Annotated in this window: 13 protein-coding genes; 9 read left to right on the top strand and 4 right to left on the bottom strand. The window is 61.2% G+C overall.

Features of this window, described 5'->3' with window-relative positions; translation table 11 throughout:
* Positions 1-208: 208 nt before the first annotated feature.
* Positions 209-388 carry a hypothetical protein gene (locus tag ROG8370_RS12835; RefSeq protein WP_085827602.1) on the bottom strand — a complete coding sequence of 60 codons (180 nt, stop codon included), beginning with the start codon at positions 386-388 and terminating at the stop codon, positions 209-211.
* Between the two features lie 109 nt (positions 389-497).
* On the opposite strand from ROG8370_RS12835, the gene ROG8370_RS12830 reads away from it, so the two are divergent.
* The 8 genes from ROG8370_RS12830 (at position 498) to ROG8370_RS12795 (ending at position 9,865) form a co-directional block, all read left to right on the top strand.
* Complete coding sequence (locus ROG8370_RS12830; RefSeq protein WP_085827601.1) at positions 498-1,604, top strand: Hint domain-containing protein; 1,107 nt, start codon at positions 498-500, stop codon at positions 1,602-1,604.
* A 252-nt stretch (positions 1,605-1,856) separates the two neighbouring features.
* On the top strand, positions 1,857-3,158 hold the full coding sequence (gene hisD / locus ROG8370_RS12825; RefSeq protein WP_085827600.1) for a histidinol dehydrogenase: 1,302 nt from the start codon (positions 1,857-1,859) through the stop codon (positions 3,156-3,158).
* Positions 3,159-3,323: 165 nt separating this feature from the next.
* On the top strand, positions 3,324-4,370 hold the full coding sequence (locus tag ROG8370_RS12820) for a rod shape-determining protein (RefSeq protein WP_085827599.1): 1,047 nt from the start codon (positions 3,324-3,326) through the stop codon (positions 4,368-4,370).
* A gap of 31 nt (positions 4,371-4,401) precedes the next feature.
* On the top strand, positions 4,402-5,319 hold the full coding sequence (mreC, locus tag ROG8370_RS12815) for a rod shape-determining protein MreC (RefSeq protein WP_085827598.1): 918 nt from the start codon (positions 4,402-4,404) through the stop codon (positions 5,317-5,319).
* Positions 5,312-5,851 (top strand): rod shape-determining protein MreD, encoded by a 540-nt coding sequence (locus ROG8370_RS12810; protein ID WP_085827597.1) that lies wholly within the window; start codon positions 5,312-5,314, stop codon positions 5,849-5,851. Before mreC ends, ROG8370_RS12810 begins: the two co-directional genes overlap by 8 nt.
* Positions 5,848-7,791, top strand: coding sequence for a penicillin-binding protein 2 (mrdA, locus tag ROG8370_RS12805; RefSeq protein ID WP_085827596.1), 1,944 nt, complete (start codon positions 5,848-5,850; stop codon positions 7,789-7,791). Before ROG8370_RS12810 ends, mrdA begins: the two co-directional genes overlap by 4 nt.
* Positions 7,788-8,927 (top strand): rod shape-determining protein RodA, encoded by a 1,140-nt coding sequence (gene rodA / locus ROG8370_RS12800; RefSeq protein ID WP_085827595.1) that lies wholly within the window; start codon positions 7,788-7,790, stop codon positions 8,925-8,927. The genes mrdA and rodA overlap by 4 nt, the downstream gene beginning before the upstream one ends.
* Positions 8,928-8,932: 5 nt before the next feature.
* A complete protein-coding gene (locus ROG8370_RS12795) occupies positions 8,933-9,865 on the top strand; it encodes a 2-hydroxyacid dehydrogenase (protein WP_085827594.1) in 933 nt (310 codons plus the stop codon).
* 47 nt (positions 9,866-9,912) lie between these two features.
* On the opposite strand, the gene ROG8370_RS12790 is transcribed toward ROG8370_RS12795, so the two are convergent.
* Genes ROG8370_RS12790 through pncA form a run of 3 tightly spaced genes read right to left on the bottom strand, consistent with a single transcriptional unit; the run spans position 9,913 to position 11,882 of the window.
* Positions 9,913-10,698, bottom strand: coding sequence for an SseB family protein (locus tag ROG8370_RS12790; protein WP_085827593.1), 786 nt, complete (start codon positions 10,696-10,698; stop codon positions 9,913-9,915).
* Positions 10,691-11,278, bottom strand: coding sequence for a uracil-DNA glycosylase family protein (locus tag ROG8370_RS12785; protein WP_085827592.1), 588 nt, complete (start codon positions 11,276-11,278; stop codon positions 10,691-10,693). The genes ROG8370_RS12790 and ROG8370_RS12785 overlap by 8 nt, the downstream gene beginning before the upstream one ends.
* 7 nt (positions 11,279-11,285) lie before the next feature.
* Positions 11,286-11,882: a bifunctional nicotinamidase/pyrazinamidase gene (gene pncA, locus ROG8370_RS12780; protein WP_085827591.1), complete on the bottom strand. Its 597-nt coding sequence runs from the start codon at positions 11,880-11,882 to the stop codon at positions 11,286-11,288.
* 105 nt (positions 11,883-11,987) lie between these two features.
* On the opposite strand from pncA, the gene trhO reads away from it, so the two are divergent.
* Entirely contained in the window at positions 11,988-12,902 is a 915-nt protein-coding gene (gene trhO / locus ROG8370_RS12775; RefSeq protein WP_085827590.1) for an oxygen-dependent tRNA uridine(34) hydroxylase TrhO, read from the top strand.
* The last annotated feature ends 275 nt before the right edge of the window (positions 12,903-13,177 follow it).

Below are 13,177 nucleotides of genomic sequence, written 5' to 3'. Positions count from 1 at the left end.
GAAATTCACCACGCATCGATGACCCCGCATAAGATACGTGTTTAACGACGTCGTTAACGACGTCGTTAAACACGTATCTTAGATCATCGCCCCAGCGTCAGGCAGGCGGTGCCAATGGCGCGGTTACGTGATTTCTACGGCTGGACCCCATTAAAAATGGGGGGATTACCCGGTGATCACGCTCCGGTTTGAACCGTCGCGCAGGTTTTCACTTGATAAGGCGGATTTTTGCGAACCCTGTCAGGAGGTCGCGCCCGGCAATATTGGCAGAAACGCCAAGCATGTCTGCCCCGGACCGGTTCTTCGGCGCGTGGCACAGTAAGGTCAGCAGCGCGGGAAAGTGCCCTTTCTCCACGGCTGTGGCAACGTCCGCTTTCAGTGGGCGCACGTGTAAGCGTTCCCTACAATTCTAGGTATTGGGCAGTTAACCGGAACGACAGAACATACCGTTCTTTAAGCAGAATATGTTGAGTGTACCTTGAAACAAGGATCACCTCATGCCCGGCTATATCTCCGAGATTGACTATTTTGGCACCTCAGATCAGGAATTTGTCGAGATTGCCGTACCGACCGGCACCGATGTATCAAGCTATACGTTGGTGCTCTATCAATCCGACGGCACGATCTACAAAACGGTTTCACTGGGGTCCTTCACCGGCACATTTGGCGGCCAGGATGTCTATGTTGTCGATCAATCGACACCTGGTTTTGACTCTGGCGGCGATCCGACGGGCACGTTCTATCGCGATGATGCGATAGCCTTGGTCGATGACAGTGGCACGGTCCTGCAGTTCGTGTCTTGGATGGGGAATACAGTTACTGCCACCGAGGGCCCCGCAAATGGGACGTCCAGCACGGACGTCGGTTTCACTGACGAAAGTGTGCAGTCAGATGATGGTGGAACCTCATATTTCGCGCAATCCGTCTCCAACAAAGGGTCAATCCCAGCTTGCTATGCCCCAGGTACGTTGATCGACACGCCGCTGGGACCGCGCTGCATCGAACAGCTACGCGAAGGCGATCAGATATGGACGGCGGACAACGGTGCACAAACGATCCGCTGGATCTGGAACGGAACTGTCCCCATTGAGGATGTCCGTAACGACGCCTATCCAGTTTTGATCCGGGCCGGGGCGTTGGCACCGGGGCTGCCCAACGATGATCTTATTGTCTCGCCACAGCATCGAATGTTAGTTGGTGCTGCTGGCCAACTGGAAGATCACTTTGAAGACGAGGTTTTTGTACCGGCGAGATCAGTTACATCATTGCCCGGAATCCGGTTGATGCGTGGTAAGAAATCCGTGCGCTGGCATCATTTGGCTTGTGAGCGCCATGAAGTCGTACGTGCGAATGGCTGCTTGTCGGAATCATTGTATCTGGGCCCGATGGTGTTGCGCAATTTGCCCCGCAACATTCGGGATATGTTGCGTTCCGTTTACGCTCATTCGCCCTCGGACGAGGCATTGAATGGCCCACTAGCACGCAACTGCCTGAATGTTGGACAGGTCGAACGTAGCCTGCGCAATAGCCGACGCCACTCAAAGCGCCCGTGGTTAGAGAAGCAAGGTCAAGAAGACAGCCGGTCTCTAGCATCCATTCAGTGAGGGTTTGAGGCCGCCGATTGAAGATGACGGCCTTTCGAAGCGGACGTTAGCTGCAAGGCAGAAAATCTCGAACATTGAGATCTTCGAGACGTTCGCTGTGATCCGACAGCAGGGCAGCTTTGCCGCTTTCCTCATTTTTGGGTCAGTTTTTGCCGTGAAGATCAAAGAAATCCGACGTTCGGCACCTGCGGCGAATGCCGCCTTGAGCGCGCGGGGCACTCGGGCTATGTCACGCCTGACAGGAGACCCGATATGCCCGTATTCTTGAACGCCACCGATCCCGGCTTTGAAACCCAGTTTCAGGCCCTTCTCAGCGCCAAGCGCGAAGACAGCCCTGATGTCGATGATATCGTGGCGGGCATCATCAAGGATGTGCGCGCGCGCGGTGATGCTGCGGTGATCGAGTTGACGGCGAAGTTTGACCGGCTTGAGCTGACGCCTGAAACCCTGCGGTTTTCGCCACAGGAGATGGCCGATCTGATCGCGCAGGTGCCGGATCACGAGCGCGCCGCGCTTGAGCTGGCGGCAGAGCGCATTCGCGCCTATCACGCCCGCCAGATGCCCGAGGATCAAAGCTGGGTTGAGCCGAACGGCGCGACGCTTGGCTGGCGCTGGACCCCGGTCAGCGCGGCGGGGCTTTACGTGCCCGGCGGGCTTGCGTCTTATCCGTCCTCGGTGCTGATGAACGCCATTCCCGCCAAGGTGGCAGGGGTCGAGCGGCTGGCGATCGTGGTGCCGACGCCCGATGGCCAGGCCAATCCGCTTGTGCTTTTGGCCGCGCAGATCGCCGGAGTTGACGAGATTTACCGCATCGGCGGCGCGCAGGCGATTGCCGCCCTTGCCTATGGCACCGAAACCATCGCGCCGGTCGACAAGATCACCGGCCCCGGCAACGCCTTTGTCGCCGCGGCAAAGCGTCGGGTGTTCGGCAAGGTCGGAATCGACATGATCGCCGGACCGTCGGAAATCCTGGTGATTGGTGACGCGGGCCAAAACCCCGACTGGATCGCGCTTGATATGCTAAGTCAGGCCGAGCACGATGAAAGCGCGCAATCCATCCTGATCACCGATGACGGCGATCTTGCCAAGGCCGTAAGCGCCGCGATTGAGCGCCACCTTGAAACGCTTGAGCGGCGCGCGATTGCCGGGGCAAGCTGGCGCGATTTCGGCGCGATCATCCTTGTGCCTGACCTTGATCACGCCGCCGCCCTTAGCAACCGGATCGCGCCCGAGCATCTCGAGCTTTGCGTGAATGACCCCGATGCCCTGGCGGAAAAGATCACCCACGCGGGGGCGATCTTCCTTGGCGCTTGGACGCCCGAGGCGATTGGCGATTACGTGGGCGGGCCCAATCACGTGCTCCCGACTGCGCGCTCGGCGCGGTTTTCAAGCGGGTTGTCGGTGATGGATTTCGTCAAACGCACGACGCTTGCAAAGATGACGCCCGAAGCATTGCGCGCGATTGGCCCGGCGGCGGAAACCCTTGCGATCAGCGAAAGCCTTGAGGCACATGGCCTGTCGGTGCGCGCGCGGCTGGATCATCTCAACGACTAGGGGCGCAAAACCGGGCGAAAGCGGTCAAACAGGTGGCAGTTTGACGCTTACCGGGGCCAAACTGGCCCTTTCGCCCAAACCGCCCGCCCCCTATAAGTGCCAACGGCACCCGACCCCGAGTCGCGGTGCAATTATTCTATTTTCACGACGGGACGCTAGGCACACATGTCGATCTTTCACAAAATTCCCAGTCTGTTTTCTGCGGATATGGCAATTGACCTCGGCACGGCGAATACGCTGGTTTACGTCAAGGGCCGTGGCATTGTCCTGTCGGAACCGTCGGTTGTTGCCTATCATATCAAGGACGGCGTGCGCAAAGTGCTCGCCGTGGGTGAAGACGCCAAGTTGATGCTTGGACGTACCCCCGGCAGCATTGAGGCGATCCGCCCGATGCGCGAAGGCGTGATTGCCGATTTTGACACCGCCGAGGCGATGATCAAACATTTCATCCGCAAGGTTCACAAACGCTCGACCTTTTCCAAGCCCAAGATCATCGTCTGTGTGCCGCATGGCGCCACGCCGGTCGAGAAACGCGCCATTCGCCAGTCGGTTCTATCGGCGGGCGCGCGGCGCGCCGGCCTTATCGCCGAGCCGATTGCGGCGGCGATTGGCGCGGGCATGCCGATCACCGATCCGACCGGCAACATGGTTGTCGATATTGGCGGCGGCACCACCGAGGTGGCTGTTCTGTCGTTGGGTGACATCGTTTACGCGCGCTCTGTGCGGGTTGGTGGCGACCGGATGGACGAGGCGATCATCAACTATCTGCGCCGTCAGCAGAACCTTTTGGTCGGTGAAACGACCGCCGAGCGGATCAAGACAAGCATCGGCACCGCGCGCATGCCCGACGACGGGCGCGGCACATCGATGCAGGTGCGCGGGCGCGATCTTTTGAACGGTGTGCCGAAAGAAACCGAGATCAGCCAGGCGCAGGTCGCCGAGGCGCTTGCCGAACCGGTGCAGCAAATCTGCGAAGCGGTGATGACCGCGCTTGAAGCGACCCCGCCCGATCTGGCCGCCGATATCGTTGATCGCGGCGTGATGCTGACCGGGGGCGGTGCGCTTTTGGGGGATCTTGATTTGGCCCTGCGCGAACAGACAGGGCTTGCCGTGTCGATCGCCGATGACAGCCTGAATTGCGTGGCCCTTGGCACCGGCAAGGCGCTGGAATTCGAAAAGCAATTGCGCCATGCGATTGACTACGACAGCTAAGACGCCCACCTTTTCCTAAAAGGGGGACCCTTTGGCAAAAGACCGAGGACAAGGCGACGATTATACCGGCCCGCTCAAGCGTTTGCTTTTGGGGGTCGTTTTGCTGTGTCTTCTCGGGCTTTTCCTTGTCTGGCGGATCGACAGCCCGCGTGTCGAACGGTTTCGCGCGCAGGTGGTGGATCGGGTCGTGCCAAGCTTTGACTGGGCGATGGCGCCGGTGACGGGGGCGGTGAACATCCTGCGCGATTTCCAGAGCTATCAGCGGATGTATCACCAGAATCAGGAGCTGCGCCGCGAGTTGCAGCAGATGAAGGCCTGGAAAGAGGCCGCACTTCAGCTTGAACAGGAAAACGCCCGGCTGCTTGATCTCAACAACGTGCAGCTTGATCCGCGTCTGACCTTTGTCACCGGCGTGGTGATGGCCGATAGCGGCTCGCCGTTTCGCCAGTCGGTGCTGATCAATGTCGGCGCGCGCGATGGTATCGTCGACGGCTGGGCGGCGATGGACGGGCTTGGCCTTGTCGGGCGCATCTCGGGCGTGGGGCAAAATACCTCGCGGGTGATCCTTCTGAGCGACACGTCAAGCCGGATTCCGGTGACGATCCAACCCTCGGGGCAGCAGGCGTTGTTGATCGGTGACAATAGCGCGGCCCCGCCCATCGACTTTATCGAAGACCCCGATCAGGTCCGCCCCGGCGACCGGATTTTGACCTCGGGGGATGGCGGGGTGTTTCCCGCCGGGTTGTTGATAGGACAGCTTGCCGAAGACCCCGGCGGGCGGATGCGGGTGCGCATCTCGGCGGATTACGAGCGGCTTGAATTTCTGCGTGTGCTGCGCAGCTACGGGCACGAAAACCTGACCGATCCCGGTCAGTTGATTGCGCCGGTTCTGCTGCCTGATGAACAGGCCCCCGATGCCCCCCAAGCGGCGGAGGCGGGCAATGGCTGACAGTTTCATTCAGCGCTACTGGTTGATGCGTGCGCTTTACCTTTTTTTGTGTATCATTTTGATATTCGTGCACCTTTTGCCGCTTAACATCCAGCCATCCAACTGGACCGGGCCCGATCTTATCCTGGCGATCACCTTTGCCTGGGTGTTGCGGCGGCCCGATTACGTGCCGGTCCTGCTGATCGCTCTGGTGGCGCTTGGCATGGATCTTTTGTTCCAGCGTCCGCCGGGGCTTTGGGCGGCCTGCGTTGTGATGGGGGCCGAGACCCTGCGCAACCGCGCCCCGAACCTGCGCGATCTCAGCTTTGCCGCCGAATGGGCCTCGGTTGCGAGCACGCTGGTGGCGATCACCCTGGCTTATCGCCTGGTGCTTGCGGTGCTGATGGTGGATCAGGCGCCGCTTGGTCTTAGCCTGATGCAGCTGTTGTTCACGCTGATGGTCTATCCGGTGGTTGCGTTTGTGTCGCATACGCTCATGGGCGTGCGCAAACTTACCCCCGGCGATCTTGACGCCATGGGCAAACGGATATGAGACGCCCGGGCCGCGATAACGCTGAAAGCCAGCGGCGCATTACCCGGCGCGGGCTGGTCGTGGGCGGGCTTCAGGCCGGGGTGATGGGCATTCTGGCGCTGCGCATGCGCTATATGCAGGTCGAACAGGCCGATCAGTTTCGCCTTTTGGCCGATGAAAACCGCATCAACATCCAGCTTATCCCGCCCACCCGTGGCCGCCTGTTTGACCGCAACGGCGCGGTGATTGCCGAGAACATTCCAAGTTACCGCATCACCATGACGCGCGAACAGGCCGGCGATGTGGATGCCGTAATTGCGCGGCTGGCCAAGCTGGTCGAGCTTGACCCCGACGAGCTTGAGCGCGCGCGCCGCGATCTGCGCGATTTGCGCGGCGACACGCCGGTCACCATCGCCGACCGCGTTAGTTGGGGCGCGATAAGCCGGGTTGCGGTGAATGCCCCGGCCCTGCCCGGTGTGCTGCCCGAGGTGGGCCTGTCGCGGCGCTATCCGGCGACCAATGATTACGCCCATGTGGTCGGCTATGTCGGCACGGTGAGTGACAAGGATCTTGAACGAATCGACGCGCCGGAACAGCTTTTGCGCCTGCCCCGCTTTCAGATCGGCAAGATCGGGCTTGAGGCCAAGCGCGAAAACGAATTGCGCGGCAGCGCCGGCACCCGCCGTGTCGAGGTGAACGCCGCCGGCCGGGTGATGCGCGAGCTTGACCGTCAGGAAGGCCAGCCCGGCGCCGATATGCAGCTGACGCTGGACAACGCCCTGCAATCTTATACCAATGCGCGCCTTGAGGGCGAAAGCGCGGCGGCGGTGGTGATTGATTGCGACACCGGCGACCTTCTGGCCTGCGCCTCGGCGCCAAGTTATGATCCCAACCTTTTCGTGCGCGGCATTTCCGTTCCCGATTACAAAGCCCTGCTTGAAGATCCCTATCGCCCGCTGCCCAACAAGGCGGTGCAGGGGATTTACCCGCCGGGATCGACTTTCAAGATGGTCACCGCCCTGGCCGCGCTTGAGGACGGGCAGATCGCGCTTGATGACACGGTCTATTGCCCCGGCTACATGGAAATCAGCGGTCGCCGGTTTCACTGCTGGAAGCGGGGCGGGCATGGCAATGTCGATCTGCACCGCTCGCTGCGCGAAAGCTGTGACATTTATTATTACGAATTGGCCCTGCGCACCGGCATCGAAAAGATAAGCGCCATGGCCGAGCGGCTTGGGATCGGGGTACAGTTCGACCTTCCGATGACCAGCGTCGCCAAGGGCCTTGCCCCGACGCGCGAGTGGAAACAGAGCAACCGGGGCCAGCCCTGGGTGATCGGCGACAGTGTGAACACCGCCATCGGTCAGGGCTTTGTTCTGGCCTCGCCCCTGCAACTGGCTGTGATGACGGCGCGGATCGCCACAAGCCGGGCGGTGACGCCGCGCCTGATCAAGTCAATCGACGGGGTTGAACAGCCGACCGGGCATGGCGACACGCTTGGCCTGAATGAGAACCTCATGCGCGAGGTGCGCAAGGCGATGTTCGCGGTGTCCAATAGCAATCGCGGCACCGGCTATCGCAGCCGGATCATCGAAGATGCCTTTCGCATGGCCGGCAAGACCGGCACCAGCCAGGTGCGCAACATCACCGCGGGCGAGCGCGCCAGCGGCGTGGTCAACAACCGTGATTTGCCGTGGGAGCGGCGTGATCATGCGCTGTTCGTCGATTTCGCTCCGTTTGACGCGCCCAAGGTGGCCGTCGCCGTGATCGTCGAGCACGGGGGTGGCGGTTCAACCGCCGCCGCGCCGATTGCCCGCGACATCACCCTTCAGGCGCTTTATGGCGAGGACCCGCCGCTTGAGGCCTATCCCGCCGCCGACCGGGGCCGGATCAAGGCGCTTCAGGAAAAGCTGCGCCGCGCGCGCCCGCAAGCGGGACCGGACGGGAAGGATCGCGCATGAGCTATCTTGAATATACCGTCAAGACCACGCCGACCGGGCCGGGCAAGATGCTTCACCTCAACTGGCCGCTTATGGTCTTGTTGATGGCCGTGGCGGGGGTTGGGTTCCTGATGCTCTATTCGGTTGCCGGCGGGTCTCTGTCGCCTTGGGCCGAACCGCAGATGAAGCGCTTTGCACTCGGCTTTGCCGTCATGCTCATGGTGGCGATGGTGCCGATCTGGTTCTGGCGCAACATGTCGCTGCTGGCCTATCTGATCTCGCTGGCGTTGTTGATTGCGGTGGCGCTTGTCGGGGTCGAGGGCAAGGGCGCGCAACGCTGGATCGACATCGGCTTCATGCGATTACAGCCCTCGGAGCTTGTGAAAATCACGCTGGTGATGCTTTTGGCGGCCTATTACGACTGGTTGCCGATGTCGCGGGTGTCGCGCCCCGTCTGGGTGGCCTTGCCGGTGGCGCTGATCCTGTTTCCCGTCGCACTTGTCCTGCGTCAGCCGGATTTGGGCACCTCGATCCTGTTGCTGGCCGCCGGTGGGGTGATGATGTTCATCGCCGGCGTGCATTGGGCCTATTTCGCCACCGTGATCGCCGCCGTCGTGGGCTTGATCTTTGCGGTGTTTGAAAGCCGGGGCACCAGTTGGCAAATGCTTGAGAATTACCAGTATCGCCGGATCGACACCTTCCTAAATCCCGACAATGACCCGCTTGGTGCCGGCTATCACATCACCCAATCCAAGATCGCGCTTGGATCGGGCGGCTGGACGGGACGCGGGTTCATGCAGGGCACGCAATCGCGGCTTAACTTCCTGCCGGAGAAGCATACCGATTTCATCTTCGTGACGCTGGCCGAGGAATTCGGCTTTGTCGGGGCGATTTCGATCCTCGGGCTTTATACGCTCATTCTGCTGTTTTGTATCTCGACCGCACTGTCGAACCGTGATCGCTATTCCTCGCTTTTGACGCTTGGGGTGGCGATGACGTTTTTCCTGTTCTTCTCGGTCAATATGGCGATGGTGATGGGGCTGATGCCGGTGGTCGGCGTGCCCTTGCCATTGGTGAGCTACGGCGGCTCTGCCATGCTTGTCCTGATGGTCGGCTTCGGCCTTGTTCAGAGCGCACATATTCACAAACCAAGGTAGATTTCATGCCCGTAAACGTCTTGTTCGCTGCCCGCCCCGAGCGGTGGGAAACCTATGAAGCGCCGCTAAGGGCCGCCTTGTCCGAGGCCGGGGTCGAGGCCAACCTTGCCACCCAAATGCCCGCGCATGAGGTCGATTACATCGTCTATGCGCCCAATAGCGGGGTCGAGGATTTTGCCCCCTTCACCCGCGCCAAGGCGGTTTTGAACCTCTGGGCCGGGGTCGAGGATGTGGTGGGCAACCCCACCCTGCACCTGCCGCTGGCGCGGATGGTCGATCACGGGCTGACGCAGGGCATGGTGGAATGGGTCACCGGCCATGTGCTGCGCCATCATCTTGGGATGGATGCCCATATCCTTGGGCAGGACGGGATCTGGCGCAAGGACATCCCGCCGCTGGCGCAAGACCGCCGGGTGACCATGCTGGGCCTTGGCGCGCTTGGCCAGGCCTGCGCAGAGGCTTTGGGGCGGCTCGGGTTTGCCATGACCGGCTGGAGCCGGAGCCAGAAAGAGATCGACGGCGTCACCTGTCTTTCGGGCGATCAGGGGCTTCGGGCGGCCTTGCAAGCGGCAGATATCCTTGTGCTTTTGTTGCCGCTGACCGGCGATACCGAGAATATCCTGAACCGCGAAACGCTGGCCTATCTGCCGCACGGCGCGGTGATCGTGAACCCCGGTCGCGGGCCTCTGATCGACGATGACGCGCTTTTGGCGGCGCTGGACAGCGGCGATGTCGGCCATGCCACGCTGGATGTGTTTCGCGAAGAGCCGCTGCCCATGAAGCACCCGTTCTGGGCGCACCCACAGGTGACCGTGACGCCGCATATCGCCTCGGAAACACGACAAAAATCCGCCTCGCAGGTGATCGCGGAAAACATCCGCCGCGGCGAAGCGGGCGAGCCGTTCATTCACCTGGTCAATCGCGAGCTCGGGTACTGACGGGCCCCTCTTAGCGCCCTTGCAGGCGCGCCTCGGGACAGCCGTCGCTACTTGAGGATAGGGGGTTTTGTCGGGTCCGAACCCGGCGCGCGCCGGGGTTCCGGGGCGTCGTGCTGTGGCAGATCGAACCGCAAGCCACAGGTGGCAAGCCGCGCAGCCGCCGGATCGTTTGCGGCAAAAAACGCCACGTCAAGCGCCGCCGCCTCAAGTCCGGAAAAGATGAGCACCTCTGACACGGCCTGCGCCAAGACACGCTCTGCGCCCGGTGCGGCATCGACAAAGCCAAGCATGTGCCCCTGCGCGCCGCTGTCATAGGTCACCCCCACCAGATAGGCCAGCGAGGCAAGGCCGGTGGCACTGGCCAGCCGGGCATCAAGCGCAACGACAACGTTTTCCGGCAGGCCCTTGGGCGCGTGAAAGCCATCAACCTTGGCCTCAACCTCGGCAGGGCCATTGCCCAATGTCTCTGCCAGCCAATCCACCGCCTCGGGCGGAATCAGGATAGACGAGGGCGCCACCTCAAGATTGACCCCAAGGCCAATCCCCTGCCCGGCCAGCATCGAGGCGATCACCCGCCCGCTGAGCGCGGCATAGGGCGCCGGACGATTGGCAAAGCTTGAAAGGCGGACCTCTTGATCGAAGACCAGCACAAAGGAGTGATCCGAGAGGTCGAACACCTCGGGATCAATCGCCTCGCCGTCCGGCTCGGATTTCAGCAAGAGGTACAACTCGCTCGCCGCGAGGTTTTCATAGAACCGCATGCGCGCGGCTCCGTCCTCGGGGGCGGCCTCCATCGCGGCATGGGCCACGTCAAGGCGGGTAAGCTCAGTCATGGATAAGCCTTTGAACCTCTGCGCGTAATTCAGGCAGAACATCGGCCTCGAACCACGGATTTCTCCTGAGCCAAGCGGTATTGCGCCAGGACGGGTGCGGCAAGGCAAAAAGCCGCGGTGCATGGTCGCGCCAGCCCTTGACCGTATCGGTCACGCCGGATTTGACGCCAAGGTGATACTTATGCGCATAGCCGCCGACAAGAATGGTGAGCTCAATCTTTTCAAGCTCTTGCATGACCCTGTCGTGCCATGTTTCGCCGCAGATACGCGGCGGCGGCAGATCAGAACCCTTGGCATCATAGCCCGGAAAGCAAAACCCCATCGGCACGATGGCCACCCGGGATTGATCGTAAAACTCTGCTTCGCTCAACCCAAGCCAGTCACGCAACCGCTCGCCCGAAGGATCATCAAACGGCTTGCCCGACTGATGCACACGCGCGCCCGGCGCCTGCCCTGCGATCAGGATGCGCGCCGACGGGCGGAACCAGACCACGGGGCGCGGGCTGTGGCCCGTTTGGGTGGCCGCAAAACGGTCAGCGCACAGGGTACAGGCGCGGATTTGATCGCCAAGCGTGCTCATCTCTGGCTCATACAAGCGTGACCCCCGCCTCGCACATACCCGCAAGCGCCGCGTCGAGCGAGCCATCAAGATCAATCGCGCGACACAAATCGCGCCGCACGCTCACATCATACCCCAAGCGCGCCGCATCGACCGCCGAGAAATTGACACAGAAATCGGTGGCCAGCCCGACCATCGTCAACGCGCTGATCCCGCGCGTGCGCAGGTACCCATCAAGCCCGGTGGGTGTTTCGTGGTCGTTCTCGAAAAACGCCGAATAGCTGTCGATGGCCGCGTTCATGCCCTTGCGGATGATCGCATCGGCGCGGGTCGTCTCAAGCCCGTCGCGAAACGCTGCACCCGGCGTTCCCTGAACGCAATGATCGGGCCAGAGCACCTGCGGTCCATAGTGCATATCGGCCATCTCGAAGGGCGCCTTGCCGGGATGGGACGAGGCAAACGACGAATGCCCCGCCGGGTGCCAGTCCTGCGTCAGGATCACGGCCGCGAAATCGGCCATGAGGGCATTGATGCCAGTCACGATCTCATCGCCGCCCGCCACCGCCAAGGCACCACCGGGACAGAAATCGTTTTGCACGTCGATCACGATCAGGGCATGGGTCATAGGAGCCTCCTTTTATCCCTTAGGGGTACGCAGGTGCGGGTCATGCGTCAATGGCGCCACTTTGTCCTCTTGTTCAGGCGCGCCCAAATGGGTAAATCGCGGGCCATGTACAAGATTGCTGCGCTCTATCATTTCACACGCTTTGACGACCCTGAGGCGATTCAGGGCCCACTTCTCGCGCTCTGTGAGGCCGAGAAGATCAGCGGATCATTGTTGCTTGCCCGCGAGGGGATCAACGGCACGATCGCGGGCCCGGATGCGGGTATTGCACGCGTCATCGCCCATATCCGTGCGCTGCCCGGCTGTGGCAATCTGGAATGGAAGGAAAGCCGCAGTAGCGATCAGCCGTTTCGCCGCCTCAAGGTGCGGTTGAAGAAAGAGATCGTCACGATGGGCCAACCCGATGTCGACCCGCTTGCGCAGGTCGGGCATTATGTCGATCCCGGCGATTGGAACGCCCTGATCGAGAGCCCGGATGTGGCCGTGATCGACACACGCAACGATTACGAGGTGGCGATTGGCACCTTTAAAGGCGCCGTCGATCCGGAAACCGCAAGCTTTCGCGATTTTCCTGCTTGGTGGGAGGAAAACAAGCACCGCTTTCACAACAAGCGGATTGCGATGTTTTGCACCGGCGGCATCCGCTGTGAGAAATCCACCAACTACCTGCTCGGTCAGGGCGTTGAGGATGTCTATCACCTCAAGGGCGGCATTCTGAAATACCTCGAAGAGGTGCCGGAGGCGCAAAGTACATGGCAGGGCGAGTGTTTCGTCTTTGATGCGCGCGTCTCGGTGGGGCATGGCCTTGCCGAGGGGCCGCACCGGCTCTGTCATGCCTGTCGGCGCCCGATTCTTCCCGAGGATACAAAGCGGCCCGAATACGAAGAGGGCGTGGCCTGTCATCAGTGCACGCATGAGACCACGAAAGAGGGCAAGGACCGCTTTCGCGAACGTCAGAAACAGATGGCCCTCGCCGAGGCGCGCGGCGAGCGCCATATCAAGGTGGTCCACGAAGAGTAACCCCGTGTCGCCTTGCGCATTTGGCCGGTTTCGGCGTTGAGTATTTGAGCCAAGAAGAAGCAGGGCGCGTGCATCTTCTTTTTGTCGGCAATACCAGACACTGTTTCTTCTTGCCCTAAATATCCCAGGGGGCTTGGGGGACAGCGTCAGGCAGGCGGTGCCAATGGCGCGGTTACGATCAGCTCACACTGCCCACCAATGATAAATGGAGTGTAGCGCAGTTAATCGGCCCAAGCCTTTTGCAGATATGGGGCACTTCTGGCGGCGAAGATCGC

Source organism: Roseovarius gaetbuli (genome assembly GCF_900172365.1).
Lineage (GTDB): Bacteria > Pseudomonadota > Alphaproteobacteria > Rhodobacterales > Rhodobacteraceae > Roseovarius > Roseovarius gaetbuli.
Note: the sequence above shows the minus strand (reverse complement) of the source record. Positions and strands in the feature narration are given on the sequence as shown.

Coding starts and splice junctions, on each gene's coding strand:
- ROG8370_RS12830 (WP_085827601.1), top strand. CDS start 498: ATGCCCGGCTATATCTCCGAGATTGACTATTTTGGCACCTCAGATCAG.
- hisD (WP_085827600.1), top strand. CDS start 1,857: ATGCCCGTATTCTTGAACGCCACCGATCCCGGCTTTGAAACCCAGTTT.
- ROG8370_RS12820 (WP_085827599.1), top strand. CDS start 3,324: ATGTCGATCTTTCACAAAATTCCCAGTCTGTTTTCTGCGGATATGGCA.
- ROG8370_RS12810 (WP_085827597.1), top strand. CDS start 5,312: ATGGCTGACAGTTTCATTCAGCGCTACTGGTTGATGCGTGCGCTTTAC.
- mrdA (WP_085827596.1), top strand. CDS start 5,848: ATGAGACGCCCGGGCCGCGATAACGCTGAAAGCCAGCGGCGCATTACC.
- rodA (WP_085827595.1), top strand. CDS start 7,788: ATGAGCTATCTTGAATATACCGTCAAGACCACGCCGACCGGGCCGGGC.
- ROG8370_RS12795 (WP_085827594.1), top strand. CDS start 8,933: ATGCCCGTAAACGTCTTGTTCGCTGCCCGCCCCGAGCGGTGGGAAACC.
- ROG8370_RS12790 (WP_085827593.1), bottom strand. CDS start 10,698: ATGACTGAGCTTACCCGCCTTGACGTGGCCCATGCCGCGATGGAGGCC.
- ROG8370_RS12785 (WP_085827592.1), bottom strand. CDS start 11,278: ATGAGCACGCTTGGCGATCAAATCCGCGCCTGTACCCTGTGCGCTGAC.
- pncA (WP_085827591.1), bottom strand. CDS start 11,882: ATGACCCATGCCCTGATCGTGATCGACGTGCAAAACGATTTCTGTCCC.
- trhO (WP_085827590.1), top strand. CDS start 11,988: ATGTACAAGATTGCTGCGCTCTATCATTTCACACGCTTTGACGACCCT.